This is a genomic window from Streptoverticillium reticulum (assembly GCF_047456005.1).
GTDB classification, from domain to species: Bacteria; Actinomycetota; Actinomycetes; order Streptomycetales; family Streptomycetaceae; genus Streptomyces; species Streptomyces reticulum.
This window is the reverse complement of the sequence record NZ_CP179755.1, coordinates 4,011,094-4,029,741: the sequence shown is the minus strand read 5'-3', so window position 1 is coordinate 4,029,741 and position 18,648 is coordinate 4,011,094. Positions and strand designations below refer to the sequence as shown.

Genomic DNA, 18,648 nt, shown 5'->3' with positions numbered 1-18,648 from the left:
CCTCTCGGGAACTCGTCGGATGGCTCACGCGGCGGCCGGGACCGCGCCCAGTGCGCCGGCGACGGCCGCCGCGTGCGCGGCGACCCGGTGCACCGCGAAGGCGATCCGCTCGGCGTCGTGGGCGGAGGTGGCGGTGCCGGTCGGCAGGACCAGGCAGCGGTCGGCCAGGGACTCGGTGTGCGGCAGGCGCGGGCCTCCGCGGTAGGGGGCGGCCTGGTGGAGACCGGGGTGGAAGTAGCGCCGGGTGACGACGTTGTCCGCGCGCAGCGCCAGGTCCAGTTCGTCGCGGGTCAGGCCCAGTCCGTCGGCGTCGACGTGCAGCACCGCGTACTGGTAGTTGTTCCGCTCCTGCTCGTTGAAGGGCAGCACGGTGACGCCCGGCAGGCCGGCGAGGCCCGCGGAGTAGCGCTCGTGCAGGGTGCGGTTGTGGGCGCGGAACTCCTCCAGGTGATCGAGGGAGGTCAGGCCCATCGCGGCGGAGGCCTCGCTCATCTTGGCGTTGATGCCCAGGTGTTCGGGGCGGCCGTCCTCGTCGTAGCCGAAGTTGGCCATCGCGGCGGCTCGGCGGGCGAGTTGCGGGTCGTCGGTCACGAGGGCGCCGCCCTCGAAGGAGTGCACGAACTTGGTGGCGTGGAAGCTGAACACCTCCGCGTCCCCGAACCCGCCGACGGCGCGGCCGCCCCAGGTGCAGCCGAGCGCGTGCGCGGCGTCGAACAGCAGCCGCAGGCCGTAGCCGTCGGCGAGCTGCTGCAGGGCGTCCAGGCCGTGCGGCCGGCCGAAGGTGTGCACGCCGAGGATCGCGCTGGTGCGCGGCCCGATCAGGGATTCGGCGTGGCCGAGGTCGAGGGTGCCGGTGTGCGGGTCGACGTCGCAGAAGACCGGGGTGAGCCCGGTCCAGGCCACGGCGTGCGCGGTCGCGGGGAAGGTGAACGCGGGCACGATCACCTCGCCCGTCAGGCCCGTCGCCCGGACGGCCAGCTGCAGCGCGGCGGTCGCGTTGCAGGTGGCAACGGCGTACCGGACCCCGGCCAGTTCGGCGACCCGCTGCTCGAACTCGCGGACCAGCGGCCCGCCGTTGGACAGCACGCCCCGGTCCAGGGCGCCGTTGAGCCGCTCCAGGAACCGGGCGCGGCCGACCGTGTTGGGACGGCCCACGCGGGCCGGTTCCGCGAGGGCCGGGGTGCCGCCGAGCAGGGCCGGCATCTGCGTCGGGCCTGCTACGACTGACGTGCGCTCCACGCGCCACCACCTTCCGTGGGGCGCCGCCCGGGGCGGCGGCGCCGGATGCGAAGATCGTCACGGGGGTGGCTCGAACGGGGCTCGGCCACCGGCGGAGACGGCCTGGATCCGGCGCGGGGTGCACTGCGTGCCGCTCCACCGGCGCTCATGCGGGACTCAGGGGGGCTCCGTCACCGTGCCGGGGGTGTTCGTGCCCCGTCAGGGGCGCGGGGAACTGCGCGAGCAACCACGACGCACCCGCAGCCGACGTCCCGGGGCTTCGCCCCGGATCCCTCGGGTGGTGCGTCGGCTGCAGGCCGTGGGTGGCTGGTCGCGCAGTTCCCCGCGCCCCTGACGGGGCACGAAGACCCGGCCCGGCCGCGCACATTCCCCCGAAGGAGTTCGCTTCATGTCCCTGCACGTCATCGTCGCCGGTGGCGGCATCGGCGGCCTCGCCCTGGCCCAGGGGCTGCGCCGGCACGGCGTCCGCACCACGGTGCTGGAGCGCGACGCCTCGTCCCATGTCCGCGGCCAGGGCTACCGGCTGCGGATGGACGAGCACGGCGGCGCCGCGCTGCGCACGCTGCTGCCCGACGACCTGTACGCGCTGTACCTGGCCACCTCCAACCGCCCCTACATGCCCCGCGGCGCGGCCTTCGACCACCAGCTCAACGAGCTGATGCGGCACGGCCGCCCGGACCGCCCCTTCGACCCCGACCTGAGCCACACCGCCGTCAACCGCATGACGCTCCGGCAGATCCTGCTGGCCGGCCTCGGTGACGCGGTGCGCTTCGGCAGCGAGGTCACCGGATACACCGAGGACCCCGAGGGCGTACGGGTCCGCCTCGCCGACGGCGGCGAGATCACCGGCGACCTGCTGGTCGGCGCCGACGGCATCAACTCGGCCGTCCGCGCCCTGAAGCTGCCCGGCGACGACCACATCGTCGACACCGGCATGCGCTGCATCTACGGCCGCCTGCCGTTCGACGAGAAGAACCTCTCCTGGATCCCCGAGGAGCTCTTCGGCGGCTCCAGCCCCGTCATGGGCCCGGACCGCACCACCCTCGCCTGCGGCGTCTTCCAGCCGCGCCGCCCCACCGAGGAGGCCGCGGCCGACCTGGCCCCCTACGCCGACCTCGACCCGGTCGCCCCGTACGTGAAGTGGACCCTGGTCGCACCGGCCGAGAGCTACCCCGTGCCCGAGGCCGAGTTCTGGACCGCCTCCCCCGAGCAGCTGCACGCCTGGGCCGTCGAACGCACCCGCGACTGGCACCCGTTGCTGCACCGCCTCGTCACCGAGGCCGAGCCGTGGGCCACGTTCCCGCTGTCCATCCGCGTCGTACGGCCCTCCCCCGCGTGGGCGCCCGGCCGGGTCACCCTGCTCGGCGACTCCGTGCACGCCACCACGCCCGTCGGCGGCGTCGGCGCCAACACCGCACTGCGGGACGCGGCCCTGCTGTCCGGCCTGCTCGCGCAGGCCGACCGCGGCGAGCGCAGCGCGACCGGCGCGGTGGCCGAGTACGAGACACAGCTCCGCGACTACGGGTACGCCGCCGTCCGCGGATCCCTCGTCGGCGCACACCGGATCTTCCGTACCCCCGCACTGGAAACGCTCATCAAGGGAGCCGTTGCATGAACACCCCCGCCACCCACGCCGCCAAGCCCGACCCGGGACAGAAGTTCCGGGCCCTGGCCCCGATGATCCTGGACCTGGTCATCCCCATCGCGGGCTTCTACGTCCTGCACCAGCTGGCCGGCCTCAGCCAGGTCTGGGCCCTGACCCTCGCCGGTGCGGCGGGCGGTGTGTGGACCCTGATCCACACCATCCAGCGGCGCAAGCTCGACGTCATCGGCCTGCTCGTCGTCCTCGAAATGGCGCTCACCGTCGCCCTGTTGTTCATATCGAACGACCCGCGCCTGGTCGCCGCCAAGCCGTCCTTCTACACCCTGCTCGCCGCCCTGTACCTGCTGTCCACGTGCGTCTTCGGCCGCCCCCTCGTCTACGTGGCCGCCACCCCCATGGCCACCGACGGCGACCCCGACCGCACCGTGGCCTACGAGCAGGCCTGGGAGCGCTCCAAGCCGTTCCGCGCCCGTGAGCGCGCGGTGACCGCCGCGTTCGGCCTCGCCGCCCTGATCGACTCCGTGCTGCGCGTGATCGTCGTCTACAGCTACGACGTCGACAAGTTCAACGAGTCCTTCCTGCTGTCCCAGCTGCCCGGCCTCGTGCTGATCGTCGCCGTGCTGGCCTTCACCAAGTTCCAGATCAAGGTCCTGCACGGGCTCGTCGACGACGTCCACGACCAGCTGCACCGTGAGGGCGTCGTCGGCCGGCGCCCCGACGCCGACACGGTGCCGTCCGGCCCCCGGCACGGGGCCACGCGATGAGCGTGCGCTCCGCACTGAGCGGGCTGCCGCTGAAGGCGGCCGCGCCGATGCTGCTGGACATGGCCGCCCCCGTGGTCTCCTTCTACGTCCTGCACATGGCCCTCGGCGTGGCCCCCGTCCCCGCGCTCGCCGCGGGCGCGGTCGTCGCCGGGGCCCGCACCGCCTGGCGCGGGGTGCGGGAGCGGCGCCTCAACGCGTTCACCGCCATGACCATCCTGATGCTGCTGGCCACGCTCGCGCTGGTCGGCATCACCGGGGACCCGCGGCTGATCATCGCCAAGTCGGCGGTGATGCCGGCCGTCGGCGGTGCGTACGGGCTGCTCACGCACTTCTTCGGACGAACGCTGGTCGGCGAGGTCGCCGCGCCGTTCGTCACGAAGGGCGACCCCGCGCTGCGGGCCGCCTGGGACGACTGCTTCGACCGCGAGCCGGCGTTCGCCCGCCGGCTCCGGCTGATCAACCTGCTGTGGGGCGTGGGGTTCTTGGCCAGTGCCGTGGCCCGGGTTGTGGTGATCTACTCGGTGCCGCTGGATCTGGCGGTGCCGCTGGGGCAGCTGCCGACGCTGTTGACGCTGGTGGTGTTGATCGTGGCGACGGTTCGGCTGTCGCCGCCGATGGGGGCTGCCCTGCGGGCCCGTGCGGCTGCTGCCGTTGAGCCCGAACCGCGCGTGCTGGTAGCGGCTTAGCGCTTTCGAGGCCCCGGTCCCACCCTTTCGCCGTTTCTCGGGGGGGGGGGCTTCGCCCCCCCGAACCCCCCCTGTCGCGGCTCCGCCGCTCGTCCTCAAACGCCGGACGGGCTGAAACGGCGCCCCGTCAGGGGCGCGGGGAACTGCGCGACCAGCCACAGCCGGCCCGCAGCCGCAAAGCCAAGGGGGCTTGGGGGCTTGCCCCCAGGAAACGGCGAAAGGGTGGGACCGGGGCCTCCTCCACACACACGACAACGAAGGGCAACCCGGACATGGGCCAACCCACCGGCTCCCGGCGCGAGTTGCGCCGCCTGGCCCCCCACGCGCGCGGTCAGCGCAAACACCTCCTCCTCGCCCTGGGCGCAGCCCTGCTCGGCGGGACCTGCTCCTCCCTGATCCCCATGGCCCAGCGCGAAGCGCTGGACCACCTCACCGCGCACGGCGCGCAATGGCTGGCAGCCCTCCTCGCCCTCGGCGCCCTCGTCTTCTGGACCCAGCGCTCCTGCCTCTACCGCGAGGCCAAGGCGCAGTCCGGCGTGCAGTACGGACTGCGCACCGCCATGCACGAGAGCCTGCAGCGCCTGGACGCGGCGGGCCGCGGCGCGCTGCCGCCCGGCCAGCTCGTGTCCCGGCTCAACTCCGACGCGGGCCTGTTCGCCCGCGCCGTCGGCGCGCTGCCGCACAGCATCGGCATCCTGCTGCAGATGGCCGTCTCGGCCGCGTTCATGGTCGCCATGTCGCCGGTCCTGGCGCTGGCCGCGGCCGTCACCGTGCCCGGCGCGGTGCTGCTGTCCCGCGCGATGGGCGGCAGGCTCGCCCTGGCCTCGCGCGACGCCCAGCAGGCCGAGGGCGAGCTGACCCAGCGCGTGGACCAGGCCATCTCCGGCGTGCGCGTCGTCAAGGCCTTCGGCCGCGAACACCACGAAACGCAGGCCGTGTCGGCGACGGCCCGCCGCCTGTACGAGGCGCGCATGCGCGTCGTGCGGCTGCGCGCCTGCTACGAACCGCTGCTCGGCGCACTGCCCGTGCTCGGCCAGGTCGCCGTGGTCGCCTTCGGCGGCTGGCTCGCCCTGCACCACCGCATCTCCGTGGGCACTCTGCTCGCGTTCTCCGCCTACCTGGTCCAACTGGCCACCCCCGCCCGCACCCTGGCCGACGCGCTCTCCGCGGTGCAGCGCGCCCGCGCCGGGGCGGGCCGGGTCCTGGAACTGCTGGACGCCGTCCCCGAGGTCACCGACCGCCCCGGCGCCGCCGAGCTGGCGGCGGGGGAGGGCGAACTCGTCCTCGACGACGTCGCGTTCGGCTACCTCCCCGGCCGCCCCGTCCTGGACGGCTTCTCCCTGCGTGTCGCCCCCGGCGAGACCGTGGCCCTGGTCGGCGCGTCCGGCTCCGGCAAGTCCACGGCCGCCCTGCTCACGGCCCGCCTGCACGACGTGCGCGGCGGTGCGGTCCGGGTGGACGGCACGGACGTCCGCGACGTCACCCTGGAATCGCTGCGCCGCCGGGTCGGCGTGGTGTTCCAGGACGCGTTCCTGTTCTCCGGCACCGTCCGGGAGAACGTCGCCTTCGGCCGCCCCGACGCCACCGACGCCCAGATCGCGGAGGCCGCGCGGGCCGCGGGCGCCCTCGACTTCGTCACCGCACTGCCCGACGGCTGGGACACCCCCGTCGGCGAGCGCGGCACGGCCCTGTCCGGCGGACAGCGCCAGCGCATCGCCCTCGCCCGGGCCTTGCTCACCGACCCCCGCGTCCTCGTCCTCGACGACGTCACCAGCGCCGTGGACGCCGCGACCGAGCAGGAGATGACGGCCACCCTGCGCATCGCGCTGCGCGGCCGCACCGTCCTGCTGGTCACCCACCGCCGGGCCGCCCTGGCCCTGGCCGACCGGATCGCCGTGGCCGACGGCGGCCGCATCGTCGACACCGGCAGCCACGAGGAGCTCGCCGCCCGCTGCGCCCCGTACCGGGAACTCGTCGCCGCGTGGGAGCGCGGCGAGTCGGCGGCGGAGCCGGCGCCGGCCGCGGAGCCGCAGCCGCAGAACGAAGCCCTTGCGGAGGAGCCCGAAGTACCGGCCGAAGCAGGCCCGTTCGGACTGCGCCGGTTCCTCGCCCCCTACCGCCGGGCCCTGGCCGTCGCCCTGCTGCTGGTCGGACTGGAGGCCGCGGCCTCCGTCCTCGGCCCCTGGCTGAGCCGCTCCGGCGTCGACCACGGCGTGCTCGCCGGTTCCCGCGAGGGCCTCGTCACCGCGGTGACGGCGCTCGCCGTGGTGGCCGTCGGCGGCATCCTGCTGTCGGCCGCGTCCGCCGCGGTCACCGGCCGCACCGGGCAGCGCCTGGTGCTGGCCCTGCGGGTGCGCGTGTGGTCGCACCTGCAGCGGCTGTCCGTGGACCACTACGAGCGGCACCGCTCCGGGCACCTGCTCACCCGGGTGATGACGGACGTCGACGCCTTCTCCGCCCTGTTCTCCGACGGCCTCGCCAACGCCGTGGTCAGCGGCGCCACGTTCCTCGGCATCCTCGGCGCGATGCTCGTGATGAGCCCGACGCTGACCGCCGCCGTCGCCGTGGTCCTGGTGCCGTTCGTCGCCGCCACCTGGCTGTTCCAGCGCCTGGCCACCGCCCCCTACCGGCGCGCCCGGGAGGTCGCCGCGGACGCCAACTCCGCGGTGCAGGAGAACCTCGCGGGGGCCCGGGAGTCGCAGATGCTGGGCCAGCAGCGGCGCCAGCACTCCGCGTTCCGCCGCCTCACCGCCGACTACCTCGACGCCCGGCTCGACGCACAGAAGCTCGTCGCGCTGTACTTCCCGTTCGTCGAACTCCTCGGCATCGCCGCCGCGGTGATCGTGCTCGGCGTCGGCTCGATGCTGGTCCGCGACGGCTCGGCGACCCTGGGCGAACTCGTCGCGTTCCTGCTCTACCTGGACCTGTTCTTCGCCCCTGTGCAGCGGCTCGCGTCCGTCTTCGACGACTGGCAGCAGGTGCGGATCTCCCTGGGCCGGCTCCGCGAACTCCTCGCCGAACAGCCCTCGGTGGCGCCCCCCGCCCGCCCGGTCCGGCCCGCGCCGGGCCCGGGCCGGGTGGAACTGGCAGGGGTCCGCTTCGGCTACGGGGACACGGAGGTGCTGCACGGGGTGGACCTGGTGGCCCGCCCCGGCGAGACCCTCGCCCTGGTCGGCCCGTCGGGCGCCGGCAAGTCCACCGTGGTGCGGCTGCTGACCCGCTTCCACGACCCGGGCACGGGCGCGGTCCGGCTCGACGGCACGGACCTCAGGGACCTCGCCCCCGACCTGCTGCACGCGCGCATCGGCTACGTCCCGCAGGAGCCCTTCCTGTTCGCGGGGACGGTGCGCGACAACATCGCCTACGGCCGGCCCGGGGCGACGGAGGCCGAGGTGTCGGCGGCAGTACGGGCAGCCGGGGCCGGGCGCGTCGTCGACGCGCTGCCGGGCGGCTTGGAGCACCGCCTCGGAGAGGACGGCGGTGCGTCCCTGTCGGCGGGCGAACGCCAATTGCTGTGCCTGGCCCGGGCCTTGCTGACGGACCCGAAGGTCCTGGTACTGGACGAGGCCACGGCCGGCCTCGACCCGGCGGCGGAGGCACGGGTACTCGGCGCCATGCGGAGCGCCGGGCGCGGCCGTACGACTGTTGTGGTTGCGCACCGTCTGGCGGTGGCGCGGTCCGCGGACCGCATCGCGGTGCTGGACGGGGGCGTGGTGGTGGAGTGCGGCACGCACGAGGAACTCCTCGCGGAGGGCGGCCACTACGCTGCGCTGTGCTCGGCGGCAACCGTCGCGGTCTGAGCGATGCCGGTGCGCCCCGTCAGGGGCGCGGGGCAGCTTCGATGTGCGGCTCCGCCGCGTGGGCGCGACAAGCCCCCACCGGCCTGCAGGTGATGCACCAGCTCGAGGGTCCGGGGCGCAGCCCCGGGGACGTCGGCTGCGGGTGCGTCGTGGTTGCTCGCGCAGTTCCCCGCGCCCCTTCGGGCGCACCGGCACCGGACCGGTACTCCAGTGACCCTCGAAGGGCGCAAGCCACCCTGGACGGCATGGCCTCCGACCGATTCACCGAGTCCGCCGCAGCCGACGGCACCCGCCTGACCGATGCCGAGTTCCGCACATGGTTTGCCGAGCGCCGCGAGGCCCACGCCTTCCAGGTCGAGGAGATCCCCTTCGCGCGGCTCGACGGCTGGGCCTTCGCCCCGCACCGCGGGCTGCGCCACGACAGCGGCCGGTTCTTCACGGTCGAGGGCCTGCAGGTCCGTACCGACGTGCCGGGGACCGGCAGCTGGATGCAACCGGTCATCAACCAGCCGGAGATCGGCGTCCTCGGCATCCTGGTCAAGGAGTTCGACGGGGTCCTGCACTGCCTGATGCAGGCCAAGATGGAGCCCGGCAACGTCAACCAGGTCCAGCTGTCGCCCACGGTGCAGGCCACCCGCAGCAACTACCTGGGCGTGCACCGCGGCCGGCCCGTCCCGTACCTGAACTACTTCAACGAGCCCGGCCGCGGCCGGGTCCTCGTGGACTCGCTCCAGTCCGAGCAGGGCTCGTGGTTCTTCCGCAAGCGCAACCGCAACATGGTCGTCGAGGCCCTCGACGACGTGCCCGAACACCCCGACTTCCGGTGGCTGTCGCTGGGCCAGGTACGGCGGCTGCTGCTCGCCGACAACGTGGTCAACATGAACGCGCGGACCGTCCTGTCCTGCATCCCGTTCGGCCCGCCGCCCGCCTCGGCCGGAGACGACCCCTGGCGGGACGGCCTGCGCCGGTCCCTCGGGCCGGAGGGCGAGACGGGAGCCCTGCTGTCGCGTGCCGAGGTGCTCAGCCGCATCACCGCGGTGAAGGCCCTGCGGGACGTCGAGCAGCGGCTCGTCCCGCTGGAGGCGGTCGAGGGCTGGCACATCACCGACCGCGAGATCGCCCACGACGAGGGCCGGTTCTTCCGCATCATCGCCGCTGCCGTGAACGCCGGCAGCCGTGAGGTGGCGAGCTGGACCCAGCCACTGCTCGCCCCGGTCGGCCGGGGCGAGGCGATGCTGCCGGTGCGCCGGATCGGCGGGGTGCTGCACATGCTGCTGCAGGCCCGTACCGAGGCGGGCACGGCCGACGTCGTCGAACTGGCCCCGCCCGTGCAGTACAACCCCGGCAACTACCGGGAACTCCCGCCGAACATCCGGCAGTTGCAGGCCGTCGACCCGTCCCGCACCCGCTACGACGCGCTCCTCTCCGAGGAGGGCGGCCGCTTCCACCGCGCCGTCAGCCGCTACCGGATCGTGGAACTGCCCGAGGAGCAGCCGCCGGCCGTTCCCGCCGACCACCTGTGGCTCACGCCCGGGCAGGTCCGGGACCTGCTGCCCTACGGACGGCTGGTCAACATCCAGGCCCGCACCCTGCTGGCCTGCCTGCACGCCACCTGGTGACGGGAGGAGAGACGGCATGAAGACGCTCGTACCGGGCGGCACCGGCTGGGTCGGCCGCGCGGTGTGCGCGGCCCTCGCCGGGGCCGGCCACGAGGTGGTCGCGGTGGCCCGGAACCGTCCGGCGGCACCACTGCCGGACGGGGTGCGGCTGCGCACGGCGGACGCGTCGTCCGGCGACCTGGCCGAACTGCTCGCGCAGGAACGCCCCGACGCCGTGGTGAACGCCGCCGGAGGCTACTGGACCGGCGATCCGGCCGCGATGCGGAGCTCCTTCGGAGAGGTGACCGCGCGGCTGCTGGAGACGCTCGGAGACGTGCGGCTCGTCCAGCTCGGCACGCTCCTGGAGTACGCGCCGCCGGAGCCGGGCGAGCTGCTGACCGAGTCCTCCCCGACGCGGCCGGACACCGAGTACGGCCGCATCAAACTCGCCGACAGCGAGGCCGTGCTGGGCTCGGCCGCCGATGCCGTGGTGCTGCGGCTGCCGAACGTCTGCGGGCCGGGCGCCCCGGAGGCCAGCCTGCCGGGGCGGGTGGCGGCGCACCTGCGCGCCGGTGCGGACGTGCTGGAGCTGGGTGCGCTGCGCACGGAGCGGGACTATGTGGACGCGCGGGACGTGGCGGCCGCCGTGGTCGCCGCGGTGCGCGGCGACGCGACGGGCGTCGTGAACCTGGGAACCGGCACGCCGGTGCCGGTGCGGTCCCTGGTCGAGGGGCTGATCCGGGCCGCGGGGCGGCCGGTGGAACTGCGTGAACGCGCTGCGTCGGACGGCCCGGTGCCGGGAGGCCTCGTCTCGGCGGCGGACCCGACCAGGGCACGGGCGGTGCTGGGCTGGGCGGCCACCATTCCGCTGGAGCGGTCCTTGAGGGATCACTGGGCTGCGGTCCAGGGGGGTTGATGCCCCGGCCCCTCCCCCAGCTACCGCTGGGAGGTGCCCCCAGGGGGCAAGCCCCCAAGGCCCCTGGTTTTGCAACTGCGGGTTGGCTGTGGCTGGTCGCGCAGTTCCCCGCGCCCCTGACGGGGCGCGACGCCGGACGGGCTGATGTCAGCCCGTCCGGCGTTTGAGGACGAGCGGCGGTAGCCCCCAGGACGCCTCGAACAGGCCTGGAGGACGGCCTGTGAACCTTGGCCGTACCCCGATCAACCGACCCCTCCGGAGGAGACACGGTGCAGGAACTGCTCACCATCCTGCTGCTCGTGGGCAGCGGAACGACCGCGGGCGTACTCTTCGCCGTCGCCCTCAGCGTCGTCCCGGCATTCGCCGCCCTGCCGCCCGAGCGCTACGTGGAGACCCACAAGCTCGTCGGACGCCGCTTCGACCACGTGATGCCCGCCGTCGTCCTGGCCTCGACGCTCATCGGCGCCTGGCAGGCCACCGAGGCCGCGGACACCACCGCCCGCACGCTGTTCGGCACGGCGGCCGCGTTCGGCCTCGCCGTCTCCCTGGTCTCCCAGCTGGGCAACGTGCCCATCAACCGGACGGTCAAGCGGCTGCCCGCAGGGCCCGTCCCCGACGGATGGGACGACCCGCGCCGCCGCTGGCGCGCCTGGCACCTGCTCCGCACCTCGTGCGCCGTCGCCGCGCTCGTCCTCAACGCCTCCGCGGTCGTCCTGGCGACGGCCTGACACCACCGAACTTCCCACGAACTTCCTGAGAAAGAAGCCGCAATGACCTCCGCCTCCGCCACCGTTCTCCCCGACTCCGCCGGCCCGGTCGACGTCAAGCGCCTCGCCAACGCCTTCTGCCACGCCAAGCTCCTGCTGACCGCCGGAAAGCTCGGCGTGTTCGCCGCCCTGGAGGACCTCGGTTCCGCCACCGAGCAGGAGCTCTCCGAGCGCCTGGGCCTGCACCCGCGCGCGTCCCGCGACTTCCTGTACGGGCTCGTGCTGCTCGGCCTGCTGGAGAAGGACGGCGACCGCTACGCCAACTCGGCCGCGGCCCGCCGCAGTCTGGTGCCCGGTGCGCCCGAGTACGTCGGCGGCTTCCTGGCCCGCGCCGACCGCATGCTGTACCCGGCGTGGGAGCAGCTGGACGAGGCCGTCACCACCGGCCGCCCGCAGGCCGCGTCCGCGCAGGGGTCCTTCCTGGACATGCTGGGCGACCCGGTGCAGCGCGGCCCGTACCTCGCCATGATGGACTCGGCCAACAGCGCCGTGGCCCCGCACCTGGCCGAGGCGTTCCCGTGGGCCGCCCACGGCACCCTGGTCGACGTCGGCGGCTGCCGCGGCAACCTGGCCTCCCGCCTGGTGCAGGCGCACCCCCACCTGACCGCCACCGTCTTCGACCTGCCCCCGATGGGCGACGCCCTGCGCGAGCACACCGCCGCCCTCGGCACCGACGACAAGGTGTCCTTCGTGCCCGGCGACTTCTTCGCCGACACCGAACTGCCCCAGGGCGACGTGGTGATGATGGGCCACGTGCTGCACAACTGGTCGCCGGAGCAGCGCGCCGCCCTCGTCGCCAAGGCCTGGGACGCGGTGCGCCCGGGCGGTGCGCTGCTGGTGTACGACGCCATGCTCGACGACGAGCCGACCGACCTCGCCCGCATCCTGGTCAGCATCAACATGCTGCTGGTGACCGAGGGCGGCTCGGAGTACCCGGCGAGCGAGTGCCGCGGCTGGATGGAGGCGGCGGGCTGCACCGACGTGGAGGTGCTGCCGCTGGGCACCCACGACACGCTCGTGGTCGGACGCAAGCCGGCAGCATGACGACGACCGACAACCCGCCCGCCCTGCAGGTCTGGTGGGCCTCGCCGGACCTGGCCGGCCCCCGGCACGAACGGCTGCTGAACGAGGTGGAGCGCGGCCGGCTGGGCCGGTACCGGCGGCCCGCCGACCGGGCGCGCTTCCTGGCCGGCGTCGCGCTGAGCCGGCTCGCCCTGGGCGAGCTGCTGGGCATGGCGCCGGAACGGGTCCCGCTGGTGCGCGAGTGCACCGACTGCGCGGGCCCGCACGGCAAGCCGCGGCTGCCGGGCGGCGAGACGGAGCTGTCCGTCAGCCACTCCGGCGACCGGGTGGCCGTGGCCGTCGGCGGGCGGGCCCCGCTCGGCGTCGACGTGGAGGGCATCCACGACCTCGGCGGCGACCACGAGGAGCTCGTGCGCCGGGTCCTGGGCCCCGAGGAGCGCGCGGAGCTGCTGCAGCTGCCGCCGGAACGGCGGGCGCGCGCCTTCTTCACCTGGTGGTCCCGCAAGGAGGCCCTGCTCAAGGCCGCCGGTACGGGCCTGCACACCCCCATGACCGAGCTGCGGGTCTCCCCGCCGCTGCCGGGCCGGGCCCCCGTGCTCCTCGCCTCCGCAGCGGCCGAAGTGCCCGTCGCCGACGCCTCGTTGTGCGCACTGTATCCCGGTGACGGCTACGTGGCGGCGCTCGCCGTACTGGGCGGCGGACCGGTGGGCGGGGTCGAGGAACGCGACGCCCGGGAACTGCTGGACGCGGCGCCCGCGGGAGCCCGCACGGCCTGAGGAACTCATGGTTCCGGCCGAGCGGGGCTCCATCCCGTGTCCACCCCCACCCCCGAGGCTGCGAGGTGCCGGGGGCGGTCCCCGGTCCCCGGCCGCCGTACCCGGCCCGGGAGGGAAGCCCGCAACCGCTGCACAGGCAAGGGGACTTGGTGGACAGCCTTACGACGGTCTTCACGACCGTGACCGACATGATCCGGAAGCACGCTGCACAGCACCCGGACCGACCGGCCCTCACCCACCTGCGGGCCCCCGGCCGCCGGCCCGAGGTGCTCACCTACGGGGACCTGGACCGACGAGCCCGCGGCATCGCCGCCCGGCTGGCCCGCGAGACCGTGGCCGGCCCCGGGGAACGGATCCTGCTGGCCCACCCGCCGGGCCCCGGCTTCGCCGCCGCGTTCGCCGGCTGCCTCTACGCCGGGATGGTCCCCGTCCCCGCCCCGCTGCCGGGCGAGGTCCGGCGCGACACCGTCCGCCTCGCCGCCCTGATCGAGGACGCGGACATCCGCCTCGCCCTCACCGACCGCAGCGCCCAGCCCGAACTCGCCATGTGGCTGAGCACCAGCGGCTTCGGCCACATCGGCTGCCTCGCCGCCGACACCCCCGGCTTCGACGAGGCCCACGCCTGGACGCCGCCGCCCGCGGCCGCCCCCGAGGACCCCGCCTTCCTCCTCTACACCTCCGGCGCCACCGGCCGCCCCCGCGGCGTCCTCGTCTCGCACGGCAACGCCGCCGCCGGACAGCGGTCCCTGCAGCAGCTTCTCGGCACCGACTCCCGCTCCGTCCTGGGCGGCTGGCTGCCCCCGTACCACGACCTCGGCCTCGCCGGCTTCCTGCTGCACACGCTGTGGCTCGGCGCCTCCGCCGTCTCCCTGGACCACACGGAGTTCGTCCGCGACCCGCTGCGCTGGCTGCAGATGATCGACACCTACGGCGTCACCGTCAGCGCCGCCCCCGGCTTCGCCTACGACCTGTGCGTCCGCGCCGTCGGCGAGGAGGAGCTCGCCGGCCTGGACCTGAGCCGCTGGACCAGCGCCCTCGTCGGCGGCGAACCCCTGTCCGCCGCGACGCTGGCCGCCTTCACCCGGCACTTCGCCCCCGCCGGCCTGCGCCCCGAGGCGCTGCTGCCCTGCTACGGCCTGGCCGAGGCCACCTGGCTCGTCGCCGGCGCCCGCCCCGGCACGGGCCCGGTGCTGCGCGCCGTGGACGCGGTCGCCCTGGAGCAGGGCACGCTCCGCCCGGCGCCGGAGGACGCGGGCGCCTACGAGTCCGGGGTGCGCACGCTCGTCGGCAGCGGCATCGCCGCCGGCGCGGAGGTCCGCGTGGTGGACCCGCAGAGCCGCACGGTGCTGCCGGAGGGCTCCGTCGGCGAGATCTGGGTCCGCGGCGCGGGCGTCGCCGACGGCTACTGGGGCAGGCCCGCCGAGAGCCACGCCGTGTTCGGCGCCACGACGGCGGACGGCGAGACGGGCTTCGTCCGCACCGGCGACATGGGCGCCGTGACGGCGGACGGCGAACTGTTCGTCCTGGGCCGCATGAAGGACGTGATGACCCTGTCCGGGCGCCGCGTCCACCCCGAGGACGTGGAGCGGACGGCCGCCGAGGTCAGCCCGCTGGCCGGCCCGGGTGTCGCGTTCGCCGTCGAGGAGCGACTGGTCCTGGTCCAGGAAGTGCTGCACGCGCCGGCCGACGCGGCCGCCCTGATCCAGGAACTGCAGGCCCACATGGCACGCGCCCTCGGCGTCGAGGCCGCCAACGTCCTTCTGGTGCAGCCCGGTACGGTGCAGCGCACCACGAGCGGCAAGGCGCGGCGCACCCTGATGCGGCAGCTGTTCCTGGACGGCCGCATCGGCGCCCGCTCGATCCGCCACCACGTGCTGGAGCCGAAGATCGCGGCCCTCATGCCGGAGCGGCGGCGCCGCACGCTGGAGCGGAGCCGGATGCCGGTGTTCTAGGAGATCAGCCACGACGCGCCTGCACCAGGCGCCCCGTCAGGGGCGCGGGGCTGTGTCGATATGCGGCTCCGCCGCGTGGGCGCGACCAGGTGCCCCGTCAGGGGCGCGGGGAACTGCGCGACAAGCCCCCACCGGCCTGCAGCCGACGCACCACCCTGGGGCAGCACGTCATCCGCGGGCGCGTCGTGGCCGGTCGCGCAGTTCCCCGCGCCCCTGACGGGGCACCCCGCGTCACACCCCCGCCAGCTCCAGCGCCCGCGCCGCCGCGCGAACCGTCGCCAGCTGCTCCTCCACGGTCGGGGCGAGCAGCGTGAGGCCGAGCACCGTGACACCCGCCGCCGCGTACTCGGCCATGCGGCGAGCAATCCGCTCCGGCGTGCCCAGCAGCGCCGTCTGGTCGATGAACTCCAGCGGTACGGCCCGAGCGGCAGCGGCCCGGTCGCCCTCGCTGCGCAGGCGGTGGACCTCGGCCGCCTGCTCCTCGAAGCCCATGCGCACGGCCAGCGCGTAATAGATGCTCTTCTCCTTCGAGCCCAGCCCGAGGAAGTTGGCGTAGTAGTGCCGCAGCGGTTCGGCGGCCGTCTCCAGGTCGTCGCCCAGGCCGATCGAGATGGACGGCATCACCTCGAAGCCCTCCAGGCCGAGGCCCGCGCGCTCGCGGCCCGTCTGCACGTGCTTCAGCGACTCCGCGATGCGCCACGGCGGGGCGAACACGCCGATCCAGCCGTCGGCGATCTCGCCGGCCAGCTCCAGGCTGCGCTTGCCGACCCCGGCCAGCAGCACGGGGAGGTCCTTGCGCACGGCCGCCGCGATCAGGTGGGCGGCCTCGTCCGTGCCCTCCGGCGGCAGCTGGAAGTGCTTGCCCGCGTACCGGACCGGGTCGCCGGTGAGGGCGAGGCGCACCACGTCCACGTACTCCCGGGTCCGCTCCAGCGGGCGCTCGAAGGGGACGCCGTACCAGCCGAGCGAGACATCGGGGTTGGAGACGCCGAGGCCCAGCCGGAAGCGGCCGCCGGACAGCTGGTCCAGGGTGGCGGCGGTCAGCGCGGCCATCACCGGGGGGCGCCCGGGGATCTGCATCACGCCGGACGCGAGCCCGATCCGCTCGGTGCGCGCGGCCACCGCCCCCAGGACGCTGACCGCGTCGGAGCGGAAGCCCTCGGGGACCAGCGCCATGGCGTAGCCCAGTCGTTCCGCCTCCACGGCGACCTCCACCGCGCCCTGGCGGTTGAGGAAGACCCCGAGCTGCATGCGCCACCTCCTGTTGTGTTGGCGTGAGTTGTCCGTGGTGAGTGTGCGGCCCCGCGATCGAGGATCGGCCGGGAGGCGCCCCACCACCGCTGGAGCGTTGCCCCAGCGGCCGCGGCGACGCTGGGCGGCGGGTCCGCCGGATCGGTCGGCCGGACCGGAAGGGAGGACCTCACCCGTGAAAGTCCTGTTCGCCACCTGGTCCATGCAGGGCCACTACAACCCGCTGGTGCCGCTGGGCTGGGCGCTGCGCGCCGCCGGGCACGAGGTGGTGGTGGCGTGCCACCCCTCCTTCGCGCCCACCGTGACGCAGGCCGGGCTGCCGGCCCTCCCGGCGGGGCCGGACGTCGACGTCCTGGACGTGCTGAAGGGGCGGTTGAGCAAGCGGAACTGGGCGGCCGGACCTCCTCCTCCGGACGGGGTTCCCGACGCCAAGCGGCGGCTGCTCGGGCTGCGGATCGGCGTGGACAGCGCCGACGCCATGGCCGACGACGTCCTCGCCTTCGCCCGCTCCTGGCGGCCCGACCTGGTGGTCTTCGAACCCAACGCGTTCGTCGGCCCGTTGGCCGCCACCCTGCTCGGCATCCCCTCCGTGCGCCTGCTGTGGACCGTCGACTTCACCGCCCGGCTGGGCGAGCTGGAGGCCGAGCTCATGGAGCCCATGGCCTCCCGCTTCGGGCTGACCACGATCGGCGCGCTGGGCACCGTCACGCTCGACCCCTGCCCGCCGCGCCTCCAGGTCGCGGACGACCTGCCCCGGCACCCCTTCCGGTACGTCCCCTACAACGGCCCGGCCGTGCTGCCCGACTGGCTCCGGGAGCCGCCGTCCCGGCCGCGCGTCTGCGTCACCTGGGGCACCTCCCTCGACGGGCTCGGTCTGGACCACATGGTGCTGGCCCCGCGCGTCGTCGAGGCCCTGGCCGACCTGGACGTGGAGACCGTCGTCGCGGTGACCGACCGGCAGCGCGACCTCTTCCCCGACCCCCCGGCCAACGTCCGGCACATCGGTCCCGTCCCGCTGCAGCCGCTGCTCGCGACCTGCGACGCGGTCGTCCAGCAGGGCGGCGGCGGCACCACCATGACCGCACTGGCCGCGGGCGTGCCGCAACTCGTCGTGCCGCACATGCCCGACCAGATCTTCAACGCCCGCCACCTGGAGGCCACCGGCGCCTCCCGCACCCTCACCGCCGACGAGGCCACCGTCGACGGCCTGCGGGACGCCGTGCACGCCCTGCTGACCGACCCCGGGCACCGGGACGCGGCCGCCGGGCTGCGCGCCGAGTCCGACGCGCGACCCACGCCCGCGCAGACCGTGGCCCTGCTCGAACGCCTCGCCCGCGACGGCAGCCTCCCCGAACCGTCCTCCAACCCCTCCCGGTGACCGCCATGTTGACTACCCCTGACGTATCCCTCGACATCGACGGATACCTCAAGCGCCTCGGCCTCGGCCCCGTCGGCGCCCCGTCCGTCGAGAACCTCGCCCTCCTGCACGCCGCCCACGTCGAGAACGTGCCCTTCCAGACCCTGGAACGGGCCGACGACGTCGACCCGTACGCCGCCGCCGGCCGTATCGCCCGCGCCGGCCTCGGCGGCGTCTGCTACCAGCTCAACGGCGCGTTCAGCCTGCTGCTCGGCGCCCTCGGCTACCGCGTCACGCTGCACTCCGCCGCCATCGAGAGCGGCTGGGCCGGCGGCCCGGTCAGCCCCGACGACTCCCACAACGTGCTGCTCGTCCACGACCTGCCGACCGCCGCCAACCCGGCCGGGACCTGGATCCTGGACGTCGGCTCGGGCGAGGGCTTCCACCGCCCGCTGCCGCTCGTCGCCGGCACCCACCGCATCGGCAACGCCGTCTACACGCTGCGCCCCTCGGACACCGCGGGCGGCGACTGGCGCATCGACTACGACCCGAACGAGTCCTGCCGGGGCGTCGACTTCACCGTCCGCACCTCCCGCTGGGAGGACTTCGGCACCCCGTACCGCACGCTGGCCGACGGGCCGATGGCCGTGTTCTTCCTCTACGGCTGGGTCAAGCGGCACCACGCCGACGGGTTCGACGAGGTGATCGGCTGCCAGTTCACGCGGTACCGCTCCGCTGTGGGGCGGGAGGTGCGGACGCTCACGTCCGCAGATGAGTGGCTTGCCGTGCTGGACGAGGTGTTCGGGTTGCCGCTCGACGGCCTTTCCCGCGCCGAGCGCGTTGCCCGCTGGGAGCGGGTGCATACGAACTGGACGCAGCAGAATCTGCGTTCGCTGATCTACCCCGAAAGCTGACC

The 18,648-nt window shown here is 74.5% G+C and carries 14 protein-coding genes; 12 read left to right on the top strand and 2 right to left on the bottom strand.

Annotation, left to right across the window (positions count from 1 at the left end):
• Positions 1-24: 24 nt before the first annotated feature.
• The gene (locus tag ACMATS_RS18255; RefSeq protein WP_414168479.1) at positions 25-1,239 is read right to left on the bottom strand and encodes an aminotransferase class I/II-fold pyridoxal phosphate-dependent enzyme; all 1,215 of its coding nucleotides are present in this window, start codon (positions 1,237-1,239) and stop codon (positions 25-27) included.
• A gap of 388 nt (positions 1,240-1,627) precedes the next feature.
• On the opposite strand from ACMATS_RS18255, the gene ACMATS_RS18250 reads away from it, so the two are divergent.
• From ACMATS_RS18250 to ACMATS_RS18205, 10 genes are all read left to right on the top strand, one after another.
• A complete protein-coding gene (locus ACMATS_RS18250) occupies positions 1,628-2,854 on the top strand; it encodes an FAD-dependent oxidoreductase (RefSeq protein ID WP_414168478.1) in 1,227 nt (408 codons plus the stop codon).
• Positions 2,851-3,606, top strand: a complete 756-nt coding sequence (locus ACMATS_RS18245) for a VC0807 family protein (RefSeq protein WP_390777084.1) — start codon at positions 2,851-2,853, stop codon at positions 3,604-3,606. The genes ACMATS_RS18250 and ACMATS_RS18245 overlap by 4 nt, the downstream gene beginning before the upstream one ends.
• Positions 3,603-4,292: a VC0807 family protein gene (locus ACMATS_RS18240; RefSeq protein WP_390777083.1), complete on the top strand. Its 690-nt coding sequence runs from the start codon at positions 3,603-3,605 to the stop codon at positions 4,290-4,292. Before ACMATS_RS18245 ends, ACMATS_RS18240 begins: the two co-directional genes overlap by 4 nt.
• Before the next feature lie 272 nt (positions 4,293-4,564).
• Entirely contained in the window at positions 4,565-8,092 is a 3,528-nt protein-coding gene (locus ACMATS_RS18235) for an ABC transporter ATP-binding protein (protein ID WP_414168477.1), read from the top strand.
• Between the two features lie 245 nt (positions 8,093-8,337).
• Entirely contained in the window at positions 8,338-9,711 is a 1,374-nt protein-coding gene (locus tag ACMATS_RS18230) for an NDP-hexose 2,3-dehydratase family protein (RefSeq protein WP_414168476.1), read from the top strand.
• 16 nt (positions 9,712-9,727) lie between these two features.
• Positions 9,728-10,606, top strand: a complete 879-nt coding sequence (locus ACMATS_RS18225) for an NAD-dependent epimerase/dehydratase family protein (RefSeq protein WP_414168475.1) — start codon at positions 9,728-9,730, stop codon at positions 10,604-10,606.
• Between the two features lie 269 nt (positions 10,607-10,875).
• A complete protein-coding gene (locus ACMATS_RS18220) occupies positions 10,876-11,334 on the top strand; it encodes an anthrone oxygenase family protein (RefSeq protein WP_414168474.1) in 459 nt (152 codons plus the stop codon).
• A 42-nt stretch (positions 11,335-11,376) separates the two neighbouring features.
• Positions 11,377-12,417, top strand: a complete 1,041-nt coding sequence (locus ACMATS_RS18215; RefSeq protein ID WP_391150146.1) for a methyltransferase — start codon at positions 11,377-11,379, stop codon at positions 12,415-12,417.
• Complete coding sequence (locus tag ACMATS_RS18210; RefSeq protein WP_390777077.1) at positions 12,414-13,172, top strand: 4'-phosphopantetheinyl transferase family protein; 759 nt, start codon at positions 12,414-12,416, stop codon at positions 13,170-13,172. Before ACMATS_RS18215 ends, ACMATS_RS18210 begins: the two co-directional genes overlap by 4 nt.
• A gap of 188 nt (positions 13,173-13,360) precedes the next feature.
• The gene (locus tag ACMATS_RS18205) at positions 13,361-15,124 is read left to right on the top strand and encodes a fatty acyl-AMP ligase (RefSeq protein WP_391150144.1); all 1,764 of its coding nucleotides are present in this window, start codon (positions 13,361-13,363) and stop codon (positions 15,122-15,124) included.
• Positions 15,125-15,355: 231 nt separating this feature from the next.
• Here ACMATS_RS18205 and ACMATS_RS18200 read toward each other — a convergent pair whose 3' ends face one another.
• Positions 15,356-16,375 carry an LLM class flavin-dependent oxidoreductase gene (locus tag ACMATS_RS18200; RefSeq protein ID WP_414168473.1) on the bottom strand — a complete coding sequence of 340 codons (1,020 nt, stop codon included), beginning with the start codon at positions 16,373-16,375 and terminating at the stop codon, positions 15,356-15,358.
• Between the two features lie 175 nt (positions 16,376-16,550).
• Here ACMATS_RS18200 and ACMATS_RS18195 point away from each other — a divergent pair, with 175 nt between their 5' ends.
• Positions 16,551-17,753, top strand: coding sequence for a nucleotide disphospho-sugar-binding domain-containing protein (locus tag ACMATS_RS18195; protein WP_390777074.1), 1,203 nt, complete (start codon positions 16,551-16,553; stop codon positions 17,751-17,753).
• Between the two features lie 5 nt (positions 17,754-17,758).
• A complete protein-coding gene (locus ACMATS_RS18190; RefSeq protein WP_390777073.1) occupies positions 17,759-18,646 on the top strand; it encodes an arylamine N-acetyltransferase family protein in 888 nt (295 codons plus the stop codon).
• Positions 18,647-18,648: the final 2 nt, after the last annotated feature.

What these genes read in the sequence shown, in the direction of transcription:
- ACMATS_RS18250 (WP_414168478.1), top strand. Translation starts at nt 1,628, where the DNA reads ATGTCCCTGCACGTCATCGTCGCCGGTGGCGGCATCGGCGGCCTCGCC.
- ACMATS_RS18245 (WP_390777084.1), top strand. Translation starts at nt 2,851, where the DNA reads ATGAACACCCCCGCCACCCACGCCGCCAAGCCCGACCCGGGACAGAAG.
- ACMATS_RS18240 (WP_390777083.1), top strand. Translation starts at nt 3,603, where the DNA reads ATGAGCGTGCGCTCCGCACTGAGCGGGCTGCCGCTGAAGGCGGCCGCG.
- ACMATS_RS18235 (WP_414168477.1), top strand. Translation starts at nt 4,565, where the DNA reads ATGGGCCAACCCACCGGCTCCCGGCGCGAGTTGCGCCGCCTGGCCCCC.
- ACMATS_RS18230 (WP_414168476.1), top strand. Translation starts at nt 8,338, where the DNA reads ATGGCCTCCGACCGATTCACCGAGTCCGCCGCAGCCGACGGCACCCGC.
- ACMATS_RS18225 (WP_414168475.1), top strand. Translation starts at nt 9,728, where the DNA reads ATGAAGACGCTCGTACCGGGCGGCACCGGCTGGGTCGGCCGCGCGGTG.
- ACMATS_RS18215 (WP_391150146.1), top strand. Translation starts at nt 11,377, where the DNA reads ATGACCTCCGCCTCCGCCACCGTTCTCCCCGACTCCGCCGGCCCGGTC.
- ACMATS_RS18210 (WP_390777077.1), top strand. Translation starts at nt 12,414, where the DNA reads ATGACGACGACCGACAACCCGCCCGCCCTGCAGGTCTGGTGGGCCTCG.
- ACMATS_RS18205 (WP_391150144.1), top strand. Translation starts at nt 13,361, where the DNA reads ATGATCCGGAAGCACGCTGCACAGCACCCGGACCGACCGGCCCTCACC.
- ACMATS_RS18200 (WP_414168473.1), bottom strand. Translation starts at nt 16,375, where the DNA reads ATGCAGCTCGGGGTCTTCCTCAACCGCCAGGGCGCGGTGGAGGTCGCC.
- ACMATS_RS18190 (WP_390777073.1), top strand. Translation starts at nt 17,759, where the DNA reads ATGTTGACTACCCCTGACGTATCCCTCGACATCGACGGATACCTCAAG.